Source organism: Nannocystis exedens, assembly GCF_002343915.1.
Lineage (GTDB): Bacteria > Myxococcota_A > Polyangia > Nannocystales > Nannocystaceae > Nannocystis > Nannocystis exedens.
The window spans coordinates 10719072-10740537 of record NZ_NETK01000001.1 but is presented as its reverse complement, the minus strand read 5'-3'; the positions used below and the strand labels follow the sequence as shown (position 1 = coordinate 10740537).

The window sequence follows — 21466 nt, the reverse complement described above, 5'->3', positions numbered from 1 at the left end:
TACCATACGCCGTTTTACGACGCACGGGGACCGCGCCCGGTCACGTCGCCGGCCCTCCCCATGGCCTTTTCACCGCAGGCCGAGCCTGCTATGCCGCGCCCCGGCGCGTCCGCCACCGCCACGAGTGCACGCGAGGGCGCCTCAAACTCCATGTCGATTCTCGTGCCACGGGCACGGGGCACCGAGGCGCGTGCGAGTGCGCAGGCAACGCGGCAACGGCTCTCCGGCGCGGTCCAGATCGCCGCGAGCCGGGCGCAAAAACTCCAGGCTCGCCGGACGAGCGCGAGCCTGGCGGCGAAGTTCTTACGTCCTCGGTCGCGCGCGTCCTCCGAGGATCTCGGCGAGCGCGTGCCCGTCACTCGCCGGGCGGTCCCGCCGCGTCCACGAGTCGCGCGCGGCACTCGGCGTCGAGCCGTGATCACGGCGCGCCGTCGGCGTCGGCGAGGAAAACCTCGACGTCGGCCCGCTCGCGCTCGCGGCCCTGGATCGTGCACAGCGTGTCGAGGGCCTGCCGCGCCAGCGTCCGCGCGCGGTCGCGGTCGCGCGCGGGGCCAGGCGCGTGCCACAGCGCTCGCGCGAGGGCGAAGCGGCTGCCCGCCAGCTTGTCCGGGCTGACCCCGCCGGCCTCGCCGATCCGCACGGCGCGTTCGGCCAGCCCCACGGCCTCCGCCGACTCGTGTCGGGCGAGCAAGACCTCGGCGAGGCCGGCCAGCGCGGCGGCGACGGCCGGGTGGTCGGGGCCGAACGCCTTCTCGACGATCGCAAGCGCGCGCTCGTAGTGCGCCCTCGCCTCGTCGTAGGCCCCCGTCGCCCGCTGGGTGCGGGCGGTGCCGAGGAGGGTGAAGGCGACGGTCGGGTGGTCAGGGCCGAGCGCCTTCTCGCGGATGGCGATCACTCGCTCGAACCTCGCCCTCGCGTCGTCGTACGCGCGCGGCGACGTCGAAGCCGGCGAGGTTGTCGCGCCCGCGAAGGGCCTGCGCCCTGGAGCGCCTCCCACAACGCGACGCAGAACGCGAACTGATCGGTACGCGCGTCGGTCTCCGCGCCGGCGAACTGCTCCGGCGCCATGTAGGCCGGCGTCCCCATGATCACGCCGGTCGTGGTGAGTTCGCCGGAGTTCCCGGGCAAGTCAACGGCCTCGCGCCCGGAGTGCCCGTCGAGGTCGACGCCCTCCATTACTCGCTGGCGTGCGAGCCCGAAGTCGCCGACGCGCACGCGACCGTCGTCGTCGACGAACACGTTGGCGGGCTTGAAGTCGCGGTGGACGAGGTTGACCCGGTGCGCCGCCGCCAGGCCCCGACCTGCCTGAATGAACATGTCCAGCACGGTCCGCCGGTCAGCCGCGGGCCCGCGCTCGCGCAGCCACCGAGTGAGGTCCGGGCCGGTGATGAACTCCATCGCCAGGAACGACTGCCCCTCGTGCTCGCCGACCTCGTAGAGGGTCACCGCGTTCGGATGCGAGAGCCTGGCCATCGCCTGGGCCTCGCGCTCCAGCCTGCGCCGCCGGGCGGTGTCGTCGCGCTGCAGCAGCTTGATCGCCACCCGCCGATCGAGCTCCGGGTCATACGCCGCATAAACCACACCCATGCCGCCCCTGCCGAGCCGGTCGAGCAGCGTGTAGCGGCCGATCCGCTGCGGCGCGGCTGCCCGCGGGAACAGCCGCGCGGCCATCAGATCTTCCATTCGCCGCTCGTCGGCCCCGTCGAGGCTGGGGAAGGCCAGGCCCGCCGGCGTGGTATCGGCGAGCCCGCGCGCGACGGTCTCGGCGCCCCCGAGCGCTTCCGTGTGACTCCGCGACATCCTCGTGTCCTCGACCGGTCTGAGTCGATCGAGCGACGCGTTCAATTCACCCGCCCCCCGAGACTCGGGCCCCGCTCTCATCGCGGCTCCCGTGAGCCCAGGCTTCGCGGCGCTGACCGGACGCGGCCCTGAAACACCGGTGCGAGGCGCAGCCGGGCGCGGCGGCCCCGGCCCGCACGATCGCCGGGCATCGCCGACACCTCGCCGATCTCGTGAGCCCGCATGCCCTCCCAGGAATACATCCCGCAGCGACCGAACCCGAGTCCTGCGCGCAGCTGTCGAGCTCGCCGGGCGCCTGCACCCCTTTTAGAAATTTCTGCACGACCCGCCTGGGATGGAGCTCTGCGTTCACCGGCGAGATCTCCCCCGCGTGCGAGGCGAGCCCAGCGCGGGCGGTCGATGCATTATTTTCGAGCCGAGCCCTGGACGGGCTCGTCGCTGCCGATGAACTACCGTCACGCCTTTCACGCCGGTAACGCCGCGGACGTGTTCAAGCACGTCGTCCTGCTGCAACTCGTGCGCCGTCTCCAGCACAAGCCCGCGCCGCTGAGTTACGTCGACACCCACGCCGGACGCGGCCGTTATCCCCTGGACTTCGGCGATGCCGCGCGTTCGCGCGAGTTTCAGCGCGGCATCGCCCGGCTGTGGCCTGCTCGGGGCGCGGCGGACCTCCCGCCGGAGCTCGCCGATTACCTCGCGCGCGTCGCCGAACTCAACATTAGCGGCGCGCTCGCCACCTATCCCGGCTCGCCGCGGCTGGTGCGGTCCGTCATGCGACCTGACGATCGCATGATCCTGTGCGAGCTCCAGCCGGGCGAGGCTGCCGCGCTGCGCGACGAGTTCAGCGTGCGCGGCGAGCACGGCCCGCGGCGCGACCCGCAGGTGGCGATCCACCAGCGCGACGGCTACGAGGCGCTGGCCGCTCTCTTGCCGCCGACGCCGCGCCGCGGCCTCGTCCTCATCGATCCGCCCTACGAGCGGCCCGACGAATTCGCCGCCGCCCTCGCCGGCGTCGAGCTCGCGCGGCGGCGCTGGCCGCAGGCTTGCACCGCGCTGTGGTACCCGATCAAGGGCCCGCTCGCGGCCACGCTGTTGCACGCCGCCGTGCTCCGCTCCGGCCTGCGCGACGTGCTCTGCCTCGAGCTGCGCACGAGGCCTGACGACCCCGCCGTGCTCAGCGGTTCGGGGCTGCTCCTCGCCGGCGCCCCGTGGCAGACCGACACCGTGTTCGGCGCGCTCCTGCCCCGGCTTGCGGCCCTCCTGGCCGAGGACGAGTTTCCCGGCGACGCCCGCGTCGACTGGCTGGTCCCGCCCTGATACCGTGCCGGCATGGACGACGTCGTCCCCTGTGCGTTCTGCGAACTCCCGCACACAAGTGACAACCTCCGCCGCGACTACGAGCTCGACTTTTGCGAGCGCTGCGCCGACGGTCACGCCGAGGTCGCGCTGCGCGAGCGCGGCCACACGATCGTGACCCGCGAGTGGCAGACGCGCGATCGCGTCGGCAGCGAGTTCTACACCTTCTATCACTTCTCGATCACCGCCCGCCCGCGCGTCAGCCTGTCGTTCCGCGCCAGCTTCGCCCGCGAGAGCACCCTCGATCGCATGATCAAGGTGTTCCGCAAGGATCTCCAGGTCGGCGACCCGCTGTTCGACGACTTCATCTACATCAGCACGCGCGACCGGGCCCAGGTCACCGCCATGCTCGACAGCACCGGCGCGCAGACGACCCTGATGGACCTCGTCAGCCGCTTCAACAGCGTGTTCTTCGACGGCGGCGCCTTCGAGGTCCGCGAGCGCGGCACCGAGCCGATCAGCCCCGACGCCCCCGCCATGCTGACGGTCGCCGCGATGCTCGTCCACCTCGAGCGCGCCGCCGGGGCCGCCGCCGCTCCGCCCGCCCCTACCGCCCCCTCCGACGAGGCGCCGAGCGAGACCTGAGCGTCGGGGCATGTCCCGAGTGACATGCTCGTTCGGACATACCTGAAGGAGCAGGCCCTTTGAGCATGCCCCTTCGGACATGTCCCTCACGCCTCGCGCCGTCAGGCCCGCAGGGTCCCGGCGCGCAGCGTCTTCACCAGCTCGCCGAGCGCCGCGGGTCCGCGCGCGCCGGCCTCGACCAGCGCCGAGCCGACCACCACCCCGTCGGCGTGCCCGGCCAGCGCGCGCACGTCCTCGGCCTTGCGCACGCCGAAGCCGACCACGATCGGCAGCGAGCTCGCGCTGCGCAGCGTCGCCAGGCCGGCGTGCAGGGCCGGGTCGCTCGGGTCGAGCGGCGCCCCGGTCACGCCGGTGAGGCTGACCGCGTAGACGAACCCGGTGCTGGCCGCCAGCACCCGCGCGCGGCGGGCCGGCGTGGTCGTCGGCGCGATCAGCCCGACCCAGCCGAGCCCGCGGGCGCTGGCCGGCCCGCGCAGGACCTCCGCGTGCTCGGGCGGCAGGTCGACCACCAGCAGCGCGTCGGCCCCCGCCTCGGCTGTCTCTCGGGACAGGCGCTCCGGCCCGTAGCTGACCAGCGGGTTCGCGTACGAGAACAGCACGATCGGCAGCTCGAAGCGGCGCCGGATCTCCGCCGCCAGCGCCAGCGCCCCCGCCACCGTGGCCCCGCTGGCCAGGGCGCGGGTCATCGCCGCCTGGATCGTCGGTCCGTCGGCCGTCGGATCGCTGAAGGGCACCCCGAGCTCGAGCACGTCGAGCCCGCCGTCGCAGGCGGCGAAGATCCGCTCGAGCGAGCCGTTGCGATCGGGATCGAACCCGGTCAGGTAGCCGACCAGCGCCGCGCGGTTCTCCGCGCGTGCCCGGGCGAACGCAGCCGCCACACGATCCACTCCGGCGCTCATGCCCCCTCCTTGCGCTCGGCGCGGAGCTCGTGACCGTCGACGATCAGCCCCTCCCCGCCCCCGTGCCCCGCCGCCCCGTGGTGCGCGGCGCGGGCCGCCTTGCGTCCGCGCTCGGCCTCGTCGATGAGGGCCAGCGTCGCCGGGTCGAGGTGGGTCATCACCGTGTGCATGTCCTTGTCGCCGCGACCCGACACGTTGACGATCACCACCGCCTCGGGCCCGAGCTCGCGGATCACCGCGGGCAGCGCCGCGATCGCGTGCGCCGTCTCGAGCGCCGGGATGATGCCCTCGGTGCGGGCCAACAGCTCGGTGGCCGCCAGCGCCTCGCGGTCGGAGATCCCGAGGTAGCGCGCGCGTCCGGTCGCGTGCAGGTGCGCGTGCTCGGGGCCGATGCCCGGGTAGTCGAGCCCGGCCGAGATCGAGTGGGCCTCGAGCAGCTGCCCGTCATCTGTCTGAAGGACCAGGCTGCGCATCCCGTGGAACACGCCGATCCGGCCCTTCGCCACGGTCGCCGCGTGGCGGCCCTGCAGCCCCTCGCCGGTGGCCTCGACCCCGAACAGCTTCACCGCCGCGTCGGGCACGAACGCCGCGAACAGGCCCATCGCGTTCGAGCCGCCGCCGACGCAGGCCACCGCCGCGTCGGGCAGGCGACCGATCCGGTCGAGGATCTGCGCCCGCGCCTCGTCGCCGATCACCCGCTGCAGCTCGCGGACCATCAGCGGGTACGGGTCGGGTCCCATCACGCTGCCGATCACGTAGTGCGTATCGGCCACGCTGGCGACCCAGTCGCGCAGGGCCGCGTTGATCGCGTCCTTCAGGGTCGCCGAGCCGCTCGTCACCGGCCGGACCTCGGCCCCGAGCAGGCGCATGCGCACCACGTTCAGCGCCTGGCGGGACACGTCCTCGGCGCCCATGTACACGGTGCAGGGCATCCCGAAGTACGCGCAGGCGGTGGCCGTCGCCACCCCGTGCTGCCCGGCCCCCGTCTCGGCGATGATGCGGGTCTTGCCGAGCCGGCGCGCCAGCAGCACCTGGCCGATGCAGTTGTTGATCTTGTGGGCCCCGGTGTGGTTCAGGTCCTCGCGCTTGAGGAAGATCCGCCCGCCGCCGATCGCCTCCGGCAGCCGGCGGGCCTCCGTCAGCGGCGTCGGCCGGCCGACGTAGTCGCGGAGGATCGCCCGGTACTCGTCGACGAACGTCGGGTCGGCCCAGGCTTTCGGCCACGCGCGAGCCAGCTCTTCCACCGCCGGCATCAGCGTCTCGGCCACGTAGCGCCCGCCGAACTCGCCGAATTCACCCAGCAGCTCGGGCGGGCCGCGGAGCGGGTTGTCATCCTCAGGTTGGGGTGCCGCGGTCATGCGCCGGGGGATGGTAGCACCGATCGTGCAGCGGCCTGCGCGGGCGCTATCGCCACGCCGGCCGCGTCTGCGTCGCGCTCTCACCTGTCCCGAAGTTCAGCTCACACCTGTGACCACGGCGGGCGGGGCGACCGCCTCGCCTGCATTCGGGGTCTCCCAGCCTCGCAAGGAGGCCGCCGGACCCCAGGCCGAGTCGCGGATGGACCTCGGGGGGCTGCCGGCGTCGCCGCTGCCACGGCGCGAATGGGATATCGTACACGGCGATGCGTGAGGCGGCGTCGAGCGACCGGGTCTCCGCCCTGCCCGCACCCGCGGGCACCGAGCGCGCGAGCCCCCGCCGGGGCATCGGTCCGCTGCTGGTGCTCGTGCTCGGGGTCGCCGGGCTCGGCCTCGCCGTCGCCCTCTTCGTCGGTGGTCAGCCGATCCTCTACGCAGCCAGCGCATTCGCCGCGGGGGCCCTCTTGCTGTGGTGTGTCCACGCCATTCGGGTCCGCGACAGCCTCATCCACGACCTGACCGCCGAGCGGGCCGTCCTGCACGCCTCGCGGCAACAGATCGACGCCGTCAGCCGGGCCAAGAGCGATTTCATCGCCAACATCAGCCACGAGATCCGCACCCCGCTGAGCGGCGTCCTCGGCACCACCGCCCTGCTCGCCGACACCCCTTTGAACGACGAGCAGCGGGCCTACCTCGCGGCCATCCGTGGCGCCGCCGAGGGCCTCATGGCGCTGCTCGGCGACATCCTCGACATGTCGAAGATCGAGGCCGGCCACCTCACCTTCGAGCGCTCGCCCTTCGATCTGCGCAAGCTCGCCGAGGAAGTGATCGCCATGTTCGGGTACGTCTCCCGCGACAAGGGCCTCGGCCTGCGCCTCAACTACCCCGAGGGCGCCCCGCGGGTGTTCTTCGGCGATCCGCTGCGGATCCGCCAGGTCCTGACCAACCTCGTCAGCAACGCCGTGAAGTTCACCGTCGCCGGTGAGGTCCGCACCGAGATCCGCGTCGGCCCGCTCCTCCACGACGAGGCCACCGTCGAGCTGCGCGTGCAGGACACCGGCATCGGCATCACCGCCGAGCAGCTGCCGCGGATCTTCGACAGCTTCGTCCAGGCCGACGCCTCGACCACGCGCCGCTTCGGCGGCACCGGCCTCGGCCTCGCCATCTGCCGCGCCCTGGTCCGCGGCATGGGCGGCAGCCTCGACGTCGAGAGCGAGCCCGGCAGCGGCTCGACTTTCACCGCCTCGATCCCGCTCACCGTCGCCAGCGAGCACGACCTGTCCCAGGGGACAGGCACGAGCCCGACCAGCGAGCGGCGGCTGAAGATCGTCCTCGCCGACGACAACCGGATCAACCGCACCGTCGTCCTCGCCCTGCTCGAGCGTGCGGGCCACACCGTCTTCCCGGTCGAGAACGGCCTGGCCGCTGTCGCCGCCGTCGAGGCGAACAGCCCCGACATCGTCTTCATGGACTGTCAGATGCCGATCATGGACGGCTACGAGGCGACCGCCCGCCTGCGCGAGGCCGGCTGCACCGCTCCGATCATCGCCCTCACCGCCAACGCCCGCGCCGACGACCGCGAGCGCTGCCTCGCCGCCGGCATGACCGACTACCTGACCAAACCGATCCGCCCCGAGGACCTCCACCTCGCGCTCCACCGCCACGTCCTCGCGCCCGACCCCCCCGCGAGCGAGGCGGCCGCGCCGGCCGCCCAGTGAGCCTCCAGTCCGGCGAGCCCGGCTCGCGCCGCCGATTCTCCGTCTCTCGGGACAGGCCCGATTCAACCTGTCTCGAGAGCCATCCTTGCTGACCTGTCCCTCCGGACAGCGAGTACCGCTGGCCGGCGATGGATCTGTCTCTTCAGACAGCTCGATCGCCACCCCCTCGACCGAACCGGTGGAGCTGCGAGGGACGAGGTCGTGGGCGCTGACGTGCGAGCGCCCCGAGCCCTCATCCGCGGAAGACTGGCCTGAGCATCGGCAGACCCCTCGCGACTCCGCAAAAACCAGTCTGGCGCCTCCAGTATCAGAGTGATATCATCCCGACATCACCCCGGAGCCCCGAATGACCTCGATCCAGCAGCAGCGCGCGTTTTCGCTCAACGGTTTCATCGCTCTCCTCGTCTGGCTGGCCCTCGCCGGCCTGTGCGCCAGCACAATCGTCGACATCGCCCAGACCCAGCAGGTCGCCAAGGTGTGGCAGCCGATCGTCCTCGGTCTGGTCCTCTTGCTCTCCCTCGGTGGTTTCTTCGTCAACCAGCCTAACGAATCGCGGGTGCTCGTCTTCTTCGGCCGCTACGTCGGCACCGTCGCCGGCGCCGGGTATCACTTCGCCAACCCCTTCGCCGCCAAACACCCGGTCAGCTTGCGCGTCCACAACTTCAACAGCGAGAAGCTCAAGGTCAACGACGCGCGCGGCAACCCGATCGAGATCGCGGCCGTGATCGTCTGGCGCGTCACCGACAGCGCCAAGGCCCTGCTCGAGGTCGAGAATTACCGCGGCTTCGTCGCCATCCAGAGCGAGACGGCCATCCGCGCCGTCGCCACCCGCTTCCCCTACGACTCGCACGACGGCGAGGTCGCCTTGCGCAGCCACCAGGACGAGATCAACGCCGGCCTCCAGCAGGAGGTCCAGGCCCGGCTCGACGTCGCCGGCCTCGAGGTCGTCGACTGTCGCCTCTCGCACCTCGCGTACGCCCCCGAGATCGCCCAGGCCATGCTGCGCCGCCAGCAGGCCGAGGCCGTCGTCGCCGCCCGCCGCCAGATCGTCGAGGGCGCCGTCAGCATGGTCGAGATGGGCCTGCGTCGCCTCGAGGAGCACGGCATCGTCCGCCTCGACGAGGAGCGCAAGGCCTCGATGGTCAACAACCTCCTGGTCGCCCTCGTCGCCGACCGCGAGGCCCAGCCGGTGATCAACACCGGCAACATCTACTCGTGAGCCCCCATGGTCGAGAAGAAGCGCTTCTTGCTGCGGATCGACCCGGAGCTCCACGCCGCCCTCGAGCGCTGGGCGGCCGACGACCTGCGCAGCATCAACGGGCAGATCGAGTTCGTCCTCAAGGAGGCCCTGCGCAGCGCCGGCCGCCTCAAGGAGCGCCCGACCGACCCCTACCGCAGCCGCGAGGACGACGAGTGAACCGCCCCTTCATGTCCCTCAAAACGTGCCCTTGTATCAGGGACTGCGGCTCGCGGTGACCTGAAGGTGCCACGAGCCTGGGGGCGGCGAGCAGCTCGAACATGCTTGAAGGACATGTAGAACGAGCGAGAGCCGCACGACCCGCGCTCGCGCGCGAACGCTTGACCTGCGTCCGCATGCCCCTCAGGGCATGCTCTGAAGCCCCTGTGAACGGCGACCCACCCGGCCCGCGCCCGCGCGAACGCGTGCTCCGCGTCCGCATGCCCCTCAGGACATGCTCTGAAGCCCATGTGGAACGGCGACCCGCCCGGCCCGCGCTCGGTCCTCGCGCGCGAACGTGCGAGCGGCCGTCACCCGGGGACCGCCGCGCCGCCCGGGCCTCGCCTCACAGGTCCCGAACGGCAGCCGCCTCGCGCCGCCTCACTGGCGCCCCTTGATCCCGGGATCGTCGCCGAGCGGGCCCGAGCGGACCTCGACCGGCCCGATCCCCGCCGCGCTCAGCACGGTCCCCGGCGTCGCCGCGCTGCGGTGCACGATCGCCAGCCCGCTCGCGCCGCCGTCCGGGTCGGGCGCCCAGGTCGCGGCGTGCCCGGCCTGCGGGCGATCGGGCGCCGCCAGCTCGACCGGTCCTTCCGGACATGTCCCGGCGTGCACGCGCACCAGCACCCGGTTGACCTGCCCGCGCGCGTGGATGCGCGCCAGCGGCTCCTGTCCCATGAAGCAGCCCTTGGCGTAGCTCACGGCCGCCACGAACCCGACCTCGGGCGGGAACGTGCCCGGCGTGATCTCGCGGCCCCACCCCGGCGCCGCCGCCTCGATCCGCCGCGCGTCCCACGTCGCCGGCGACACCTCGGTGGCGCTCGCCAGCGCCGCCGCCACCGCCGCCGGCGCCCCGAACACCAGCCAGCCCGGGCCCGGGTACTGCGTCGCCAGACACTCCACGCCCGCCGCGGCGATCGGCTCCGGCCACACCATTGCGAACTCGACACCTTCGTCGCGCGCGAGCGCGACGTCGTCCATGATGATGTGGCGATCGAGCAGCGCGATCGCCTCGTCGGCCGCCTCCGCCGGCAGCGCCAGGTGCAGCGCCCCATCGGCGCACGCCAGCACGATCGCCTCGGTGACGAGCTTGCCCTTCACCGTCAAGATCGCGGCCGGCAGCGCGTGGCCGGGCTTGGCGGCCTCGACGTCGGCCGACAGGATCCCCTGGAGGAAGCGGCGCACGTCGGCGCCCGACAGGCGTAGCAAAATGCGACGCCCGTGCGGCAGCGCGGCGAGGCGGACATATGTCAGGCCCGGCGGGCCCGCGGACGCTTGGAGCGGAGTCACGGGCGAAACCATGGCAATTCCCCCCGGCCCCGCGCAAGCGCGAGCACCTCGCGGCGAACGCACCCCCGCGTCCGGCCCGCGCCCCTTGATCGCCGCGGCGACCCCCCTTTAAAAGAGTCCCCGTGCCGCAGGCCAGGGCAGCAGGGTTCGTTCGCACGCTCGGGAGCGTCGTCTTCGCGGTGGCGGTCGCCTCGCCCGTCGCCGCCGCCCCCGCCCCCGCACCCGCCGCCTCCGCGCCCGCCGCCCCGGCGCCCGCTGCCTCCGCGCCTGTCTCTTCGACCACGTCCAAACCGACAGGTCCGAAGAGCCAGCCGCCGCCCTCGCCCGATCAGCCGTTCAACCTCCCGGTCGCCGCGCGCACCGACGCCTACGGCCCGCGCCCGCCCGGCGTGCCCGAGCTGACGCGCGACCAGATCGTCCAGTACGGCCTGCAGAACCCGCTGGTGAAGGCCGCCGACGCGCAGATCGAGCAGATGGAGGCGACGCTGCTGCGGGCCAAGTTCTCGTGGGTGCCGGTGATCAAGACCACCACCGCGCTCGCGCCCGGCGTCTACACCCGCTGCCAGGACATCCAGCTGCAGACCGCGGGCAACGGCGACGCGATCGACTTCCAGTACTGCAGCCCGGCCGGTCAGGACGGGACGAACATCGTCGACGTCGACACCATCGGCGGCTACTTCCGCCAGCTCAAGGAAGCGGGCATCGCTGTCCGCTTCGGCGCCGACTTCATCATCCCGGTGTTCACCTCCGGCAAGATCAAGAGCGGCAAGGAGATGGCGGCCGCGGGCGTCGCTCTGGCCCGGCTCAACAAGGAGCGGACCCGCCAGGAGACCGTCCTGCGGGTGTACCAGGCCCACACCGCGCTGCTGCTCGCGCGCGAGAGCCTCGCCATCCTCGACGAGGCGTGGAAGGTCGTGCAGGAGGCCAAGGGGCAGATCCTCGTCGACCTCGGCGAGAGCGAGGACGCCGATCCCGACGAGTCGAACCCCGACCGCGATCCCGCCGATCTGCCGCGCGTCGAGCTCGGCGAGCTCACCCTGATGGAGCGCGCGCTCGAGGCCCGCAAGATCGAGGCAATCGCGCTCGCCACCTTGTGGACGATCGCCGGTGAAGCCGCGCCGGTCGGCTTCGACATCGCCGAGCGGGCGCTCGTCACCGACACCATCGAGGGCGGCCTGCGCGAGCTGCCGCACTACCGCGAGCTCGGCGCGCAGCAGCGGCCCGAGGCGAAGATGGCGGCCGGCCTGGTCGAGCTGCGCAAGGCCGGCGAAAAGTTCGCGCGCTCGCAGTTCTTGCCGGACTTCGGCATCGCGGTGTCGGTGCAGATCTCGTACATGAGCCAGGCCGACCGCGACATGAAGGCGCTCTATTACTTCGACCGGTTCAACTACAACCGCGTCATCTTCGCCTTCGCGATGAACTGGAACCTCGACTTCCACAACAGCTACTTCGGGCTCAAGAAGGCGCGGGCCGAGCGGCGTGAGGCAGAGCACCAGCGGGAGGCCGCGCGCTACCTGCTCGGGCTCGAGGTCGAGAAGGCCTACCGCGACCTGCAGCACGCCGATCGCTCGGTCAAACTGACCGAGCAGGCGACCCGGAAGGCCAAGCAGTTGGTCGTCGACCAGCAGGTCAAGCAGACCGTCGGCGGCGGCAACTTCGCCGAACTCGAGAAGGCCCTCACCCGCTGGGCCGAGTGGCGCTTCAAGCAATTCGAGGCCATCCACGCTCACAACGTCGCCCTCGCGGCCCTGTCGCGCGCGGTCGGCACCTCCCTGGGGGCGTCCCCCAGTCCAACGGCGGCCTCTGCGCCCCGAACAACATTTCCGTCCCCTCAAGCCCTTGAAACTCGCCCGTGACGGGCTGAATGTCGCACCCAGGGCTGCCGTCCGAGCGCCCACCTTCGAGGCCGAACATGCCCATTTCCGCTCGCAGTCTCATCGCCGGGTTCGTGCTTTCCACCTTCGTCTTCTTCGGGCACGCGCCCGCCGCTGAGGCTGCGAACGCTGCGGCATCGCCCTCCGCCGTGTTCAAGGAGCGTCACGGCAAGGTCCTTGAGCTGGTGAAGAAGCGGGCCGACCCCGAGACGCTGGCGAAGGAGGTCGATCAGCTGCTCGACTACAAGGCCCTCGCCGAGGCCTCGCTCGGCGGCCCGGCGCGCTACGCCAACAAGTGCGCCCCGCGCTGCGCCGAGTTCGAGGCGCTGCTCACCAAGCTGATCCGTGAGAACTACCTCAAGCGGATCCGCACCGACAAGAAGTACGAGCTGACGATCGTCGGCGAGGACGCCAAGGTCGGCGGCGACATCCGCGTCATCACCAACATCGCCCTCACGCGGGACGGCAAGCCCGAGGTCGTCGAGGTCGTCTACGTCATGCACGCCGTGGGCGACACCTGGAAGGTCGAAGACATCGTCACCGACGGCGTCAGCCTGGCCAAGAACTACAAGTTCGAGTTCAACAAGATCATCCGCGACAAGGGCATCGACGAGCTGATCTTGCGCCTCGAGAACAAGCTGGTCGAGCTGGCCAAGAAGAACTGAGCCGCGACGCGCCGCCCGCCCCGTGCCGGGACGCGAGCGCCCCGGTTCGCCTGTGTTAGCCTGGAGGTCGTGGCCCGCGCCGCCGACACGTCCCGAACGAGGCGCCCCAGCCTGACGCTGGCGGCGCCTCTCGTCGTGGTTGCGCTGAGCGCTTGCCCGCAGGACGAGATCATCATCGTCGGCGAGTTCGGTCGCCCGCTCGCGCTCGGCAGCGGCGACGCCTCTCCGCTGCCGCGTCTCGTCTATCGCCCCGATGGTTGTCCGGGCGAGGCCGCGGCCGGTGGTTGCAGCTCGGTCTGCACGATCGCGCCGGAGAGCTGTCCGCCCGACGCCTGCCTGCCGCTCGTGGTCGACAGCGGCAGCCCGATCACCACCCTCGTCGGCGAGGGCGAGCCCGTCGCGGTGCGCGGCTGCTTCGAGGTCCGCACCGCCGAGGACGCGCTGGCCGACCCGCCGATCGAAGGCGCGGCCGGGCAGGCGTTTGCCCGCTTCCGCTTCGATTCGACCCCGTACGTCCGGCTGCCGCGCGCCACCGCCGACGTCTCGTGGGGCTGGCAGGTCGGCGACGCCAGCGCCGCGCCGTTCGTCGGCGGCGTGCTCGGCGGCAACGTCCTGCGGCAGATGGCCGTCCGCTTCACCGACGCGCGCGGCAGCGACGGCCCGCAGATCACCTTCTACCGCGAGTTCCCGGGCGTCGAGAGCGCCCTCGCCGATCAGGGCAGCGCCGCCCTCCCGCTGCAGTTCCCGGGCCTCTTGCTCGGCAAGCTGATCGACGACGTGTGCCAGCAGCCGAACGGCGACGACTGCGACCTCGCCAGCTTCGGCGTGTTCGACCGCAACCACCCCGAGAGCGCCTTGCAGTCGACGCGCATGGTGCTCGACGCCTGCCTCGGCGCGCCGCCGGCGGCCGTGGTCTACACGCCCGGCAACAACAGCTGCGAGCTGGCCTCGGGGCCAGGTAAGCCCGACAGCTTCCGCTCGCCGACCGGCGTCGAGCGGGCCGACCTGCGCGCCGGCTGCGGCCTCCAGGCGGTCGCCCCGGCGGCCGGCGACATCGATCACGGCCACGACGCCTCGGTCCTGATCGCCACCGGCTTGCCCGGCCTGGTGCTGTTCGAGGACAGCGCGCTCCGCATGTTCGGCAGCCTCGAGCTGCCGCCGTGCTTCGGCGACGGCGGCCTCTCGAGCGGCGCCGAGCGCGACACTCCCGCCTGTCGCATGGGACAGGCCGGCCTGCTGCGCGCCCCCGGGTGGCCGCCCGCCGGCACCGCCGAGCGCCCGCTGATCGAGCTGCGCGTCCGCAGCCTCGCCCTGGTCCCCGGCCTGACGCAGACCACCGGCCCGACGGCCTGCCAGCGGCTCGAGGTGCGCCTCCGCGCCCTCCGCTCGCAGTGCCACATGGCCGCCCGCGAGAAGGTCCCGCGCAGCGCCGCGAACAACTGCCGCTCGGCCTCCGACGACCTCACGCCGGGCTCGGCCGGCTTCACCACCGCCGCGGTGGTCGGGCAGGCCTTCGTCGCCAGCGACAGCCGCGTCGATCCCAACCTGTGGATCCCGACCCTCGTCGTCCCGGCGGATCACCCCCTGGCCTCCGCCGTCCGCCGCGACACCAGCCCCGAAGCGCTCCAGCTCGACGGCCTGGTCGGCACGGCGCTGCTGCGCGGCACCGACGTCGTCCTCGACTACACCGACCCGACCCCGAGCGTGCGGGTCGCCTGCACCGACCCCGACGACGGCAGCTGCCTGGCGATGCCCGCCTGCGTGCCTCGGGACGACCCGCGGGCGGTGGTGCCCGCGTGCTGCTACGGCCTGCCGGAGGACCTGCTCGTCAGCCTGATCCGCGATCACAGCGCCTACGGCTGCTGTGCGGCGCTCTCGCCGGCCACCGTGGACGAGCTGAACAACGCCGAGGCGATCGCCGGCCGCGAGCTTCCCTGCCCCGTGCGCGGCCGCTAGGTGAGGCTCGGCGCGGTGTGTCAACCACGGTTGGCGCGTGACCGCACGCTCGCCGCGGCGCGCGCCCGAGCGCGCCGCGCGGGCAGGCGGCGACGCGGCGTCGTATGGTTGAGGTCGTCACCATGTCTCCGACCGACGCGTTCGACGCTGCCACCCTCAGCACCTACGCCTGGGCATTCGGCCAGGGCGTCCTCGTCGACCTCACGCCCTGCGTCTATCCGCTGATCCCGATCACCGTCGCCGTGTTCGGGGCCAAGGGCGTGTCTCGCGGGCGCGCGCTGTTCCTCGCCAGCGCCTATGTGCTCGGCATGGCCACGCTCTACACCACGCTCGGCGTGATCGTGGCGCTCAGCGGCGGCCAGTTCGGCGCCTGGCTCGGCGAGCCGGTGGTGGTGCTGCCGATCGTCGCGGTCCTGCTGGCGCTCGCGGCCAGCATGTTCGGCGCGTTCGAGCTGCAGCTGCCGGCCTCGGTGCAGACCCGCCTCAACGCCGTCGGCGGCACCGGCCCGGTCGGCGCCTTCCTCATGGGCCTCGTCAGCGGCTTCATCTCCGCCCCGTGTACCGGTCCCGTGCTGCTGTCGCTGCTCGCCGTCATCGCCAAGGGCGCGGCCGAGGGCGACAGCCTGGCTTACGGCGCCTCCTTGCTGTTCACGTATGCGCTCGGCATGGGCACCCTGTTCTTCGCCGTGGCCCTGGGCGCCAGCCTGTTCCGCCCCGGCCGGTGGATGGAGTACGTCAAGAGCGTGTTCGGCGTCGCCCTGCTGGTGATGTCGCTGTGGTTCCTCGCCCCGCTCAGCCCCGAGCTGCGCCGCTTCCTCGCCGACCCGGCCTGGGGCGTGTGGCTCGGCCTGGCGCTGACCCTGCTCGGCCTGTTCGCCGGCGCCATCCACCTCAGCTTCTACGGCGAGCCGCTCGAGAAGGCCCGCAAAGCCGTGGCCGTCACCGCCACGGTGCTCGGGATCCAGGTGGTGATCAACAACACCGTCTACGTCCCGTCCGGCTCGTGGAAGGAGGTCCACACGATCGCCGAGCTCGAGGAGGCGCTCACCCGCGCCCAGGACCGCAACCTCCCGGTCGTCATCGACTTCGGCGCCACCTGGTGCGCCCCCTGCCTGGAGATGGAGAAGCTGACCTTCCACCACGAAGAGATCGAGCCGGTCCTCGAGAGCCGCTTCGAGCTGATCAAGATCGACGTCACCCAGGAGACGCCGGAGAAGCAGACCATCAAGCGCGCGTTCGCCAGCGAGACCCTGCCGAGCGTGCTGGTGTTCCCGTCGCAGGTCCGCTTCACCGAGCACTTCGACGAGCTCCGCGACGGCGCCGCCATGCCCGAGCCGGCCCACCACCTCCACAAGTACACGCCCGCCGACCAGTTCGGCCCGCTGATCGCCCAGGTCCAGTGACAGGTGCGTAGGGACATGCCCGAAGGGCCATGTCCCGCGCGTCATGCCGCGAAAAACATGTTTTTCGCGACATGTCCTGTGCGCCTGCCGAGGCGCCTCGTCGTGGACGGCCCGCCGCGACGCGCGGACTCGCGGTAGCCTCCGACGCCTGTCTGCCGCTCGCCGGCGCCCGGATCCGGCGCTCGGACCGCAAGGCCTGTCCCCGGCGGCCGCCCTCGCGCAGCCGAGTCAACGGCTTCTCACTGCTGTCGCCGGCGCCGCCGACGACGCCCGAGCCCGAGCAGCACCAGCCCCGCGAACCAGCTCGGGCCACCGCTCGCGCCCGAGCGGCACGCGCAGCCGTCCTCCTCGTCCTGCCCATACCCGTCGGGCAGCGCCGCCCCGCTGAGCACCGGCGGGCCGGCCTCGTCGCCGCCGGCCTCCGCCTCGGCCTCGCCGCCGCCAGCGTCGGTCGTCGGCTCGCCGCTGCCCGGCCCGGAGGTCGGCGCCTCGGTCGGATCGGGCAACCCGGTCTCCCCGACCTCGCCGCCCGCCTCGGCCTCACCGCCCGCCTCGCCCGCGCTCGTCTCGCCGCCGCCGCCCGTCTCGCCGCCGCCCGTCTCTCCGCCGCCGGTCGGATCGGGCGGCTCGACCGGCACCGGATCGACGGCGATCGCCACGCGCACGCCCGGGTACACCGCCAGGTCGACGAGCTCCGACGCCGGCTCGTACAGCCCCGGCCCGGCCACGTCGAGCGCGTGCGACCCCGGGCCGACCGGCGGCAGGGACACGAAGCCGTTGGCGTCGACCGCCAGCCCCGGCCCGCCGTCGAGGCTGACCGTCGCGCCCACCGCCGCCATCGCCGCCGGCGCGCACATGGCCGTGAAGTGGGTCGGGTCGACGAACGCCTCGGCGTCGAGCCCGTTGACGCCCGCGCACGGCCCCTGCCCGGCCTCCATCAACAGCCGCCGCCGCGTCCCGATCGGCGCCGACGCGTGCAGGTACGTCACCTGCGTCCCGGCGGCGATCGGACACAGCTCGGGCGCGGTCAGCAGGTCGATCGACTCGGCCGTGCGCTGCAGGTACGTGTTCGCCGTCGCGGTGATGGTGCACAGCTTGCTGCGGTCGACCACGGCGACCTGGATCTGGCCCTGCGGCACCACGTCGTGCACGAGCCCCATGTACATGTCCCAGTTCCAGCCGCCGCCCGGGTCGGTGTGGCTCTGGTTGGGCAGCTCGACGTGGCCGAGGATGTGGTCGCGGTCGACCGGGATGTCGTGGCGGGTCGTCAGCCAGCGCGCCAACCTGGCCGAAGAGACATACGTCTCCCAGGTGTACCACTTGGCCGGGTCGTCGACGAAGCCCTCGTGTTCGATGCCGATCGACGTCGCGTTCGACGAGCCGACGTGCCACGCCTTGTCCTTGTCGAGGACCATCTGCGTGACCTCGCCGTCGACCGAGCGCATGATGTAGTGGCACGAGACCTGCGCGTCCGGGTTCTTGAACCACGACTTGGTGCCGCCGTAGCTGCCCTGCATCGTGTGGACGACGACGTGCTGGTACGAGGTGATGCCGTTCACCGAGTAGTTGCACGAGCAGGCCGGGTCGAACGCCACGGCCAGCGGGTACTCCGGATCGGCGGCCAGCGGCGGCGGCGGCTCGATCGCCCACGACTCGAGCTCGGGCGGGCGCCAGTGGTCGTCCTCGCGCTCCTGCTCCGGCTCCGGCGGACCGGCCGCCAGCGGGTGCGCCGCGGCTGTCCCTGCGGACAGGCAAAGAACCGATGCGCCGACCCACAGCGCCGCGCGGCGCGTCCGGTCCGTGGAGACACCCGTCATGAGACGACGCTAGCCCCGGCCCTGTCCCCACGCAACCGGCCGTGTCGCGCCTGTGCGCCCTGCTACGGCGGCGGACGGGCGGCCTCGCGGCTCGGCGCAAACGCAGAGCGCTGCGCCGATCGCCCGAACGGATCGCCACCGCGCGGCGAGACCTTCGACGTTCGTCGGTCGGCCGCAACGGCTGCGCCGGGAGGTCGGCCGGCCCGCGCGAGGTCGTCCCTGCGACGGCCTCCTCCGCACCTGCACCTGCGATCCCGCGCGCGTGCGGCCAGCGAACCGCGCGCTTCGCCGAACGCGACGCACCGCCCCGCCGACGCGCGGTATTCACGGCACCTCGCGCCTCGCGTGCGACGAGCGAACCGCGCTTCGCCGAACGCGACGCGCCGCGGTCCGCTCCTTCCCCCTGTTCGGGCGCTCAGAGCAGCTGCTCGAGCCGCGCGCGGTTGAACCCGACCATCAGCTCTCCGCGCACGTCGATCACCGGCACGCTGCCGGTCTGGACGCCCTTCTCCTTGGCCTTGGCCCGCAGCTCGCCGGCGGCGGCCGAGTCCTTCTCGATGTCCTTGGCGACGTACTTGACGCCCTTCTTGTCGAGGTAGGACTGCACCTGCTTGCAGACCCCGCACCACTCGGTCTTGTAGACGATGACATCGGCCTCGCGCGGGGCGGCCACCGGCGCCTCGAGCCCCGGCGGCAGCTCGACCGCGCTGCTGCGGCCGAGCCCCAGCGCCAGCTCCTCGAACTGCGCGCGCGGCACGGTCGTCAGCTTCCACGACCCGTCGGCCTCGGGCGTCTTCAGGTTCGCCGCCCACACCGTCCCGTCGGGCGGCTGCGGCCCCTGCAGCAGCGTCACCCGCACCAGCCCGCGCGCCTCTTCGGGCACGTCGGCCGGCTTGCTGGTGTCCTTGAACTGCCCGCGGTCGCCCGCGTACGTCAAAATCGCGTCCTTCGCGTCGGCCGGCAGCACCGCCGCGCCCGCCTCGCCGGCCTCGGCCGCCGGAGCCGCCTGCGGCTTCGTCGGCGCGGGCGGCTTCTCCGGCTCGCAGCCGCCTGAGCACAAGATCCACAACCCGAGCAAGCTCGCACACCTTCTCGTCATGGCGGCGCGAGTATAAGCCGCCACCGCGCTCCGGGCCTGGTAGGCTCGCGCCCGCGCCATGGTGAGACTCGCATCCGGAGGGCCGCCCGAGGGCCGCAGCGTGCTCGCGCTGCTGCGGGCCGTGGTCGCCCTCGTCGTCACCCTCACGATCCTCACCTTCGTGCTCTACAGCGGCTATCTCTCGTACACCGACCTGTCCCCCGAGGAGGTCCGCGTCCTGGCCGCCGAGCTCACCGTCGACCGCGCCGGCCGGCGCGTCGCCTACGGCCGGTCCTCGCTCACCCGCGAGAGCCGGCTGTGGTTCCTCCACCTCGAGGGTCCGCCAGAGGAGATCGGCGACGCCCACGGCCGCCTCGCCGCCCGCCTGTGGGGGGAGCTCGACCGCGACGTCGCGCGCCTGCTGCGCAACCGCTACCCCGAGGGGCTCGAGCGCTGGACCGCCGACATGGTCATGCGCTGGGACTTCCGCGAGTCCGACCACAGCCTGGCCCCCGGCGTCCGCCGCGAGCTCGCCGCCCTGGCCGCCGCCATGCCCGAGGCCGGCGGCGAGCGGCTGTCGAGCTACCACCGCCTGTTCCTCGACCAGAGCTTCGTCGAGCTGACCCGCCGCCTCGACGACGTCCTGCTCGAGGGCACCATGTTCGCCGCCGCCGCGCGGCCCAAGGGCGGCGGAGAGCGCGGCAACCTCGTGATCGGCCGCAGCTTCTTCGCCGACCTCGGCCTCGCCGTCGAGCCCGATCGCCTGGTCGCCATCGTCCACCCCGACGGCAAGTACCCGTTCGCCTCTGTCGGCTGGGCCGGTCTGATGGGCGTCGTCACCGGCATCAACGCGCGCGGGATCTTCGTCGCCCTCGACCCCACGCGCACCGACGACGCGCTCGAGGAGGGCGTGCCGCTGCCGCTGATCCTGCGGCAGATCCTCGAGGACGCCGACACCCTCGAGCAGGCGCTCGAGATCTTGCAAGCCGCGCCCGCGCGCACCTCGGGCGCCGTGCTGGTCGGCGACGGCCGCCAGCGTCGCGCCGCCGTCGTCGAGCTCGCGCGCGACCGCGACGACCGCAAGCCCCGCGGCGACGATCAGCCGCTGGTGTGGGCCACCAATCACATGCTGCGCGAGTCGTTCGAGCGCGACGCCCAGAACGACCGGATCCGCCGCTTCACCTCGAGCGGCTACCGCTACGACCGCCTCGGCGAGCTGCTGGCGGAGGCGCCCGTCGACCCCGCGCGGGCCGTGGCGATCCTGCGCGACCGCAAGGGCCTCGGCGGCGGCGAGCTCGGGCTCGGCAACCGCAACGCGATCGACAACCTCCACCTGACCCACGCCGTCGTCGTCGACGCCACCGCCATGGTCATGTGGGTCGGCGAGGGCCCCTCGGCGCTCGGCCGCTTCCGCGCGATCGACCTCCGCCACGCCCTCGGCCGCCGCCAGGACCGCCCGGCCCCGCTCGATGACTTCCCGGCCGACCGCCTGCTCCACAGCGAGGAGTACAGCGACTACAAGGAGGCCCTCGAGGCGCTCGAGCACGCCCGCGGCCTGCTCGCCCGCGGCCTCCCCGAGCAGGCCCTCGCCTCCGCCAGCGTCGCCCTGGCCCTCGCCCCCGACGTCGGCGAGCTCCACCGCCTGCTCGGCGACATCGAGCGCGAGCTCGGCGACCTCGCCGCCGCCCGCCGGCACTACGAGCGCTACCTCGAGCTCGTCCCCGGCCGCCTGCGCGACCAGGAGCGCGTCCGCGGCCTGCTCGAGGAGCTCCGCGAGTAAGTCCGCGGGGCCTGTCCCGACGGACATGTCTGCGAGCGCATCCCCGCGCGGGCCTGTCTCGATGGACACGTCCGCGGGCGCATCCACGCGCGGGCAGCTCCGCGCCGGACGCTTGCCGCCTCCTCAGCGACGCGAGCGCAGCCGGCGGCGCCGAGACCCGCAGCCTCAAGACCCCTGCGAGCCGGTCCTTTCGAGCATGTCCTGCAGAGAATGTCTCTTCGGACATGTCGCAGAGAGAAGGTCCATCAAGACATGTTCACCCGGACATACCACGCCCCCAGGTGCTCGCGGCGTCCCCGTCCCGCGCACAGCAGGCGCCAGCCGGCTTGCGCCGAGTGGCCCGCCTCGCGCCGACGGACGCACGGCCGAGCAGCGCTCGCCGCATCCTGCACGCACGCGGCGACGCGCCTGACAGTCACGTCGCCTGCACGAGC

At 72.6% G+C, this 21466-nt stretch carries 17 protein-coding genes; 10 read left to right on the top strand and 7 right to left on the bottom strand.

Annotated features, from left to right (window positions below; genetic code table 11):
• Nucleotides 1-418: 418 nt before the first annotated feature.
• Both NAEX_RS41845 and NAEX_RS41840 read right to left on the bottom strand, forming a co-directional pair.
• Nucleotides 419-895, bottom strand: coding sequence for a tetratricopeptide repeat protein (locus NAEX_RS41845; RefSeq protein WP_170136468.1), 477 nt, complete (start codon nucleotides 893-895; stop codon nucleotides 419-421).
• The gene (locus NAEX_RS41840; RefSeq protein ID WP_100793039.1) at nucleotides 892-1800 is read right to left on the bottom strand and encodes a serine/threonine-protein kinase; all 909 of its coding nucleotides are present in this window, start codon (nucleotides 1798-1800) and stop codon (nucleotides 892-894) included. The genes NAEX_RS41845 and NAEX_RS41840 overlap by 4 nt, the downstream gene beginning before the upstream one ends.
• 444 nt (nucleotides 1801-2244) lie before the next feature.
• On the opposite strand from NAEX_RS41840, the gene NAEX_RS41835 reads away from it, so the two are divergent.
• On the top strand, nucleotides 2245-3117 hold the full coding sequence (locus tag NAEX_RS41835; RefSeq protein ID WP_170136467.1) for a 23S rRNA (adenine(2030)-N(6))-methyltransferase RlmJ: 873 nt from the start codon (nucleotides 2245-2247) through the stop codon (nucleotides 3115-3117).
• 12 nt (nucleotides 3118-3129) lie between these two features.
• Nucleotides 3130-3741, top strand: coding sequence for a hypothetical protein (locus tag NAEX_RS41830; protein ID WP_096333053.1), 612 nt, complete (start codon nucleotides 3130-3132; stop codon nucleotides 3739-3741).
• A gap of 101 nt (nucleotides 3742-3842) precedes the next feature.
• On the opposite strand, the gene trpA is transcribed toward NAEX_RS41830, so the two are convergent.
• Nucleotides 3843-4640 carry a tryptophan synthase subunit alpha gene (trpA, locus tag NAEX_RS41825; RefSeq protein ID WP_096333052.1) on the bottom strand — a complete coding sequence of 266 codons (798 nt, stop codon included), beginning with the start codon at nucleotides 4638-4640 and terminating at the stop codon, nucleotides 3843-3845.
• The gene (trpB, locus tag NAEX_RS41820) at nucleotides 4637-5998 is read right to left on the bottom strand and encodes a tryptophan synthase subunit beta (RefSeq protein WP_096333051.1); all 1362 of its coding nucleotides are present in this window, start codon (nucleotides 5996-5998) and stop codon (nucleotides 4637-4639) included. Before trpB ends, trpA begins: the two co-directional genes overlap by 4 nt.
• A 263-nt stretch (nucleotides 5999-6261) precedes the next feature.
• Here trpB and NAEX_RS41815 point away from each other — a divergent pair, with 263 nt between their 5' ends.
• From NAEX_RS41815 to NAEX_RS41805, 3 genes are all read left to right on the top strand, one after another.
• On the top strand, nucleotides 6262-7713 hold the full coding sequence (locus NAEX_RS41815) for an ATP-binding protein (RefSeq protein WP_096333050.1): 1452 nt from the start codon (nucleotides 6262-6264) through the stop codon (nucleotides 7711-7713).
• 346 nt (nucleotides 7714-8059) lie between these two features.
• Nucleotides 8060-8932, top strand: a complete 873-nt coding sequence (locus tag NAEX_RS41810) for an SPFH domain-containing protein (RefSeq protein WP_096333049.1) — start codon at nucleotides 8060-8062, stop codon at nucleotides 8930-8932.
• Between the two features lie 6 nt (nucleotides 8933-8938).
• Entirely contained in the window at nucleotides 8939-9130 is a 192-nt protein-coding gene (locus NAEX_RS41805; protein WP_096333048.1) for a type II toxin-antitoxin system antitoxin, read from the top strand.
• 420 nt (nucleotides 9131-9550) lie between these two features.
• Here NAEX_RS41805 and ygfZ read toward each other — a convergent pair whose 3' ends face one another.
• Nucleotides 9551-10459: a CAF17-like 4Fe-4S cluster assembly/insertion protein YgfZ gene (gene ygfZ, locus NAEX_RS41800; protein WP_170136466.1), complete on the bottom strand. Its 909-nt coding sequence runs from the start codon at nucleotides 10457-10459 to the stop codon at nucleotides 9551-9553.
• A gap of 122 nt (nucleotides 10460-10581) precedes the next feature.
• On the opposite strand from ygfZ, the gene NAEX_RS41795 reads away from it, so the two are divergent.
• The 4 genes from NAEX_RS41795 (at nucleotide 10582) to NAEX_RS41780 (ending at nucleotide 16357) form a co-directional block, all read left to right on the top strand.
• Entirely contained in the window at nucleotides 10582-12315 is a 1734-nt protein-coding gene (locus NAEX_RS41795) for a TolC family protein (protein WP_143825729.1), read from the top strand.
• 167 nt (nucleotides 12316-12482) lie between these two features.
• A complete protein-coding gene (locus NAEX_RS41790; RefSeq protein ID WP_170136465.1) occupies nucleotides 12483-12998 on the top strand; it encodes an MlaC/ttg2D family ABC transporter substrate-binding protein in 516 nt (171 codons plus the stop codon).
• 135 nt (nucleotides 12999-13133) lie between these two features.
• Nucleotides 13134-14954, top strand: coding sequence for a hypothetical protein (locus tag NAEX_RS41785; protein WP_096333044.1), 1821 nt, complete (start codon nucleotides 13134-13136; stop codon nucleotides 14952-14954).
• Nucleotides 14955-15076: 122 nt separating this feature from the next.
• Entirely contained in the window at nucleotides 15077-16357 is a 1281-nt protein-coding gene (locus NAEX_RS41780; protein ID WP_170136464.1) for a protein-disulfide reductase DsbD family protein, read from the top strand.
• A 239-nt stretch (nucleotides 16358-16596) separates the two neighbouring features.
• Here the strand turns inward: NAEX_RS41780 and NAEX_RS54140 are convergent, their stop codons facing one another.
• Nucleotides 16597-18174 (bottom strand): N-acetylmuramoyl-L-alanine amidase, encoded by a 1578-nt coding sequence (locus tag NAEX_RS54140; protein ID WP_177325931.1) that lies wholly within the window; start codon nucleotides 18172-18174, stop codon nucleotides 16597-16599.
• A gap of 415 nt (nucleotides 18175-18589) precedes the next feature.
• Nucleotides 18590-19273 (bottom strand): glutaredoxin family protein, encoded by a 684-nt coding sequence (locus tag NAEX_RS41770; protein ID WP_143140663.1) that lies wholly within the window; start codon nucleotides 19271-19273, stop codon nucleotides 18590-18592.
• A 58-nt stretch (nucleotides 19274-19331) separates the two neighbouring features.
• On the opposite strand from NAEX_RS41770, the gene NAEX_RS41765 reads away from it, so the two are divergent.
• A complete protein-coding gene (locus NAEX_RS41765; RefSeq protein WP_096333041.1) occupies nucleotides 19332-21032 on the top strand; it encodes a C45 family autoproteolytic acyltransferase/hydrolase in 1701 nt (566 codons plus the stop codon).
• Nucleotides 21033-21466 lie beyond the last annotated feature (434 nt).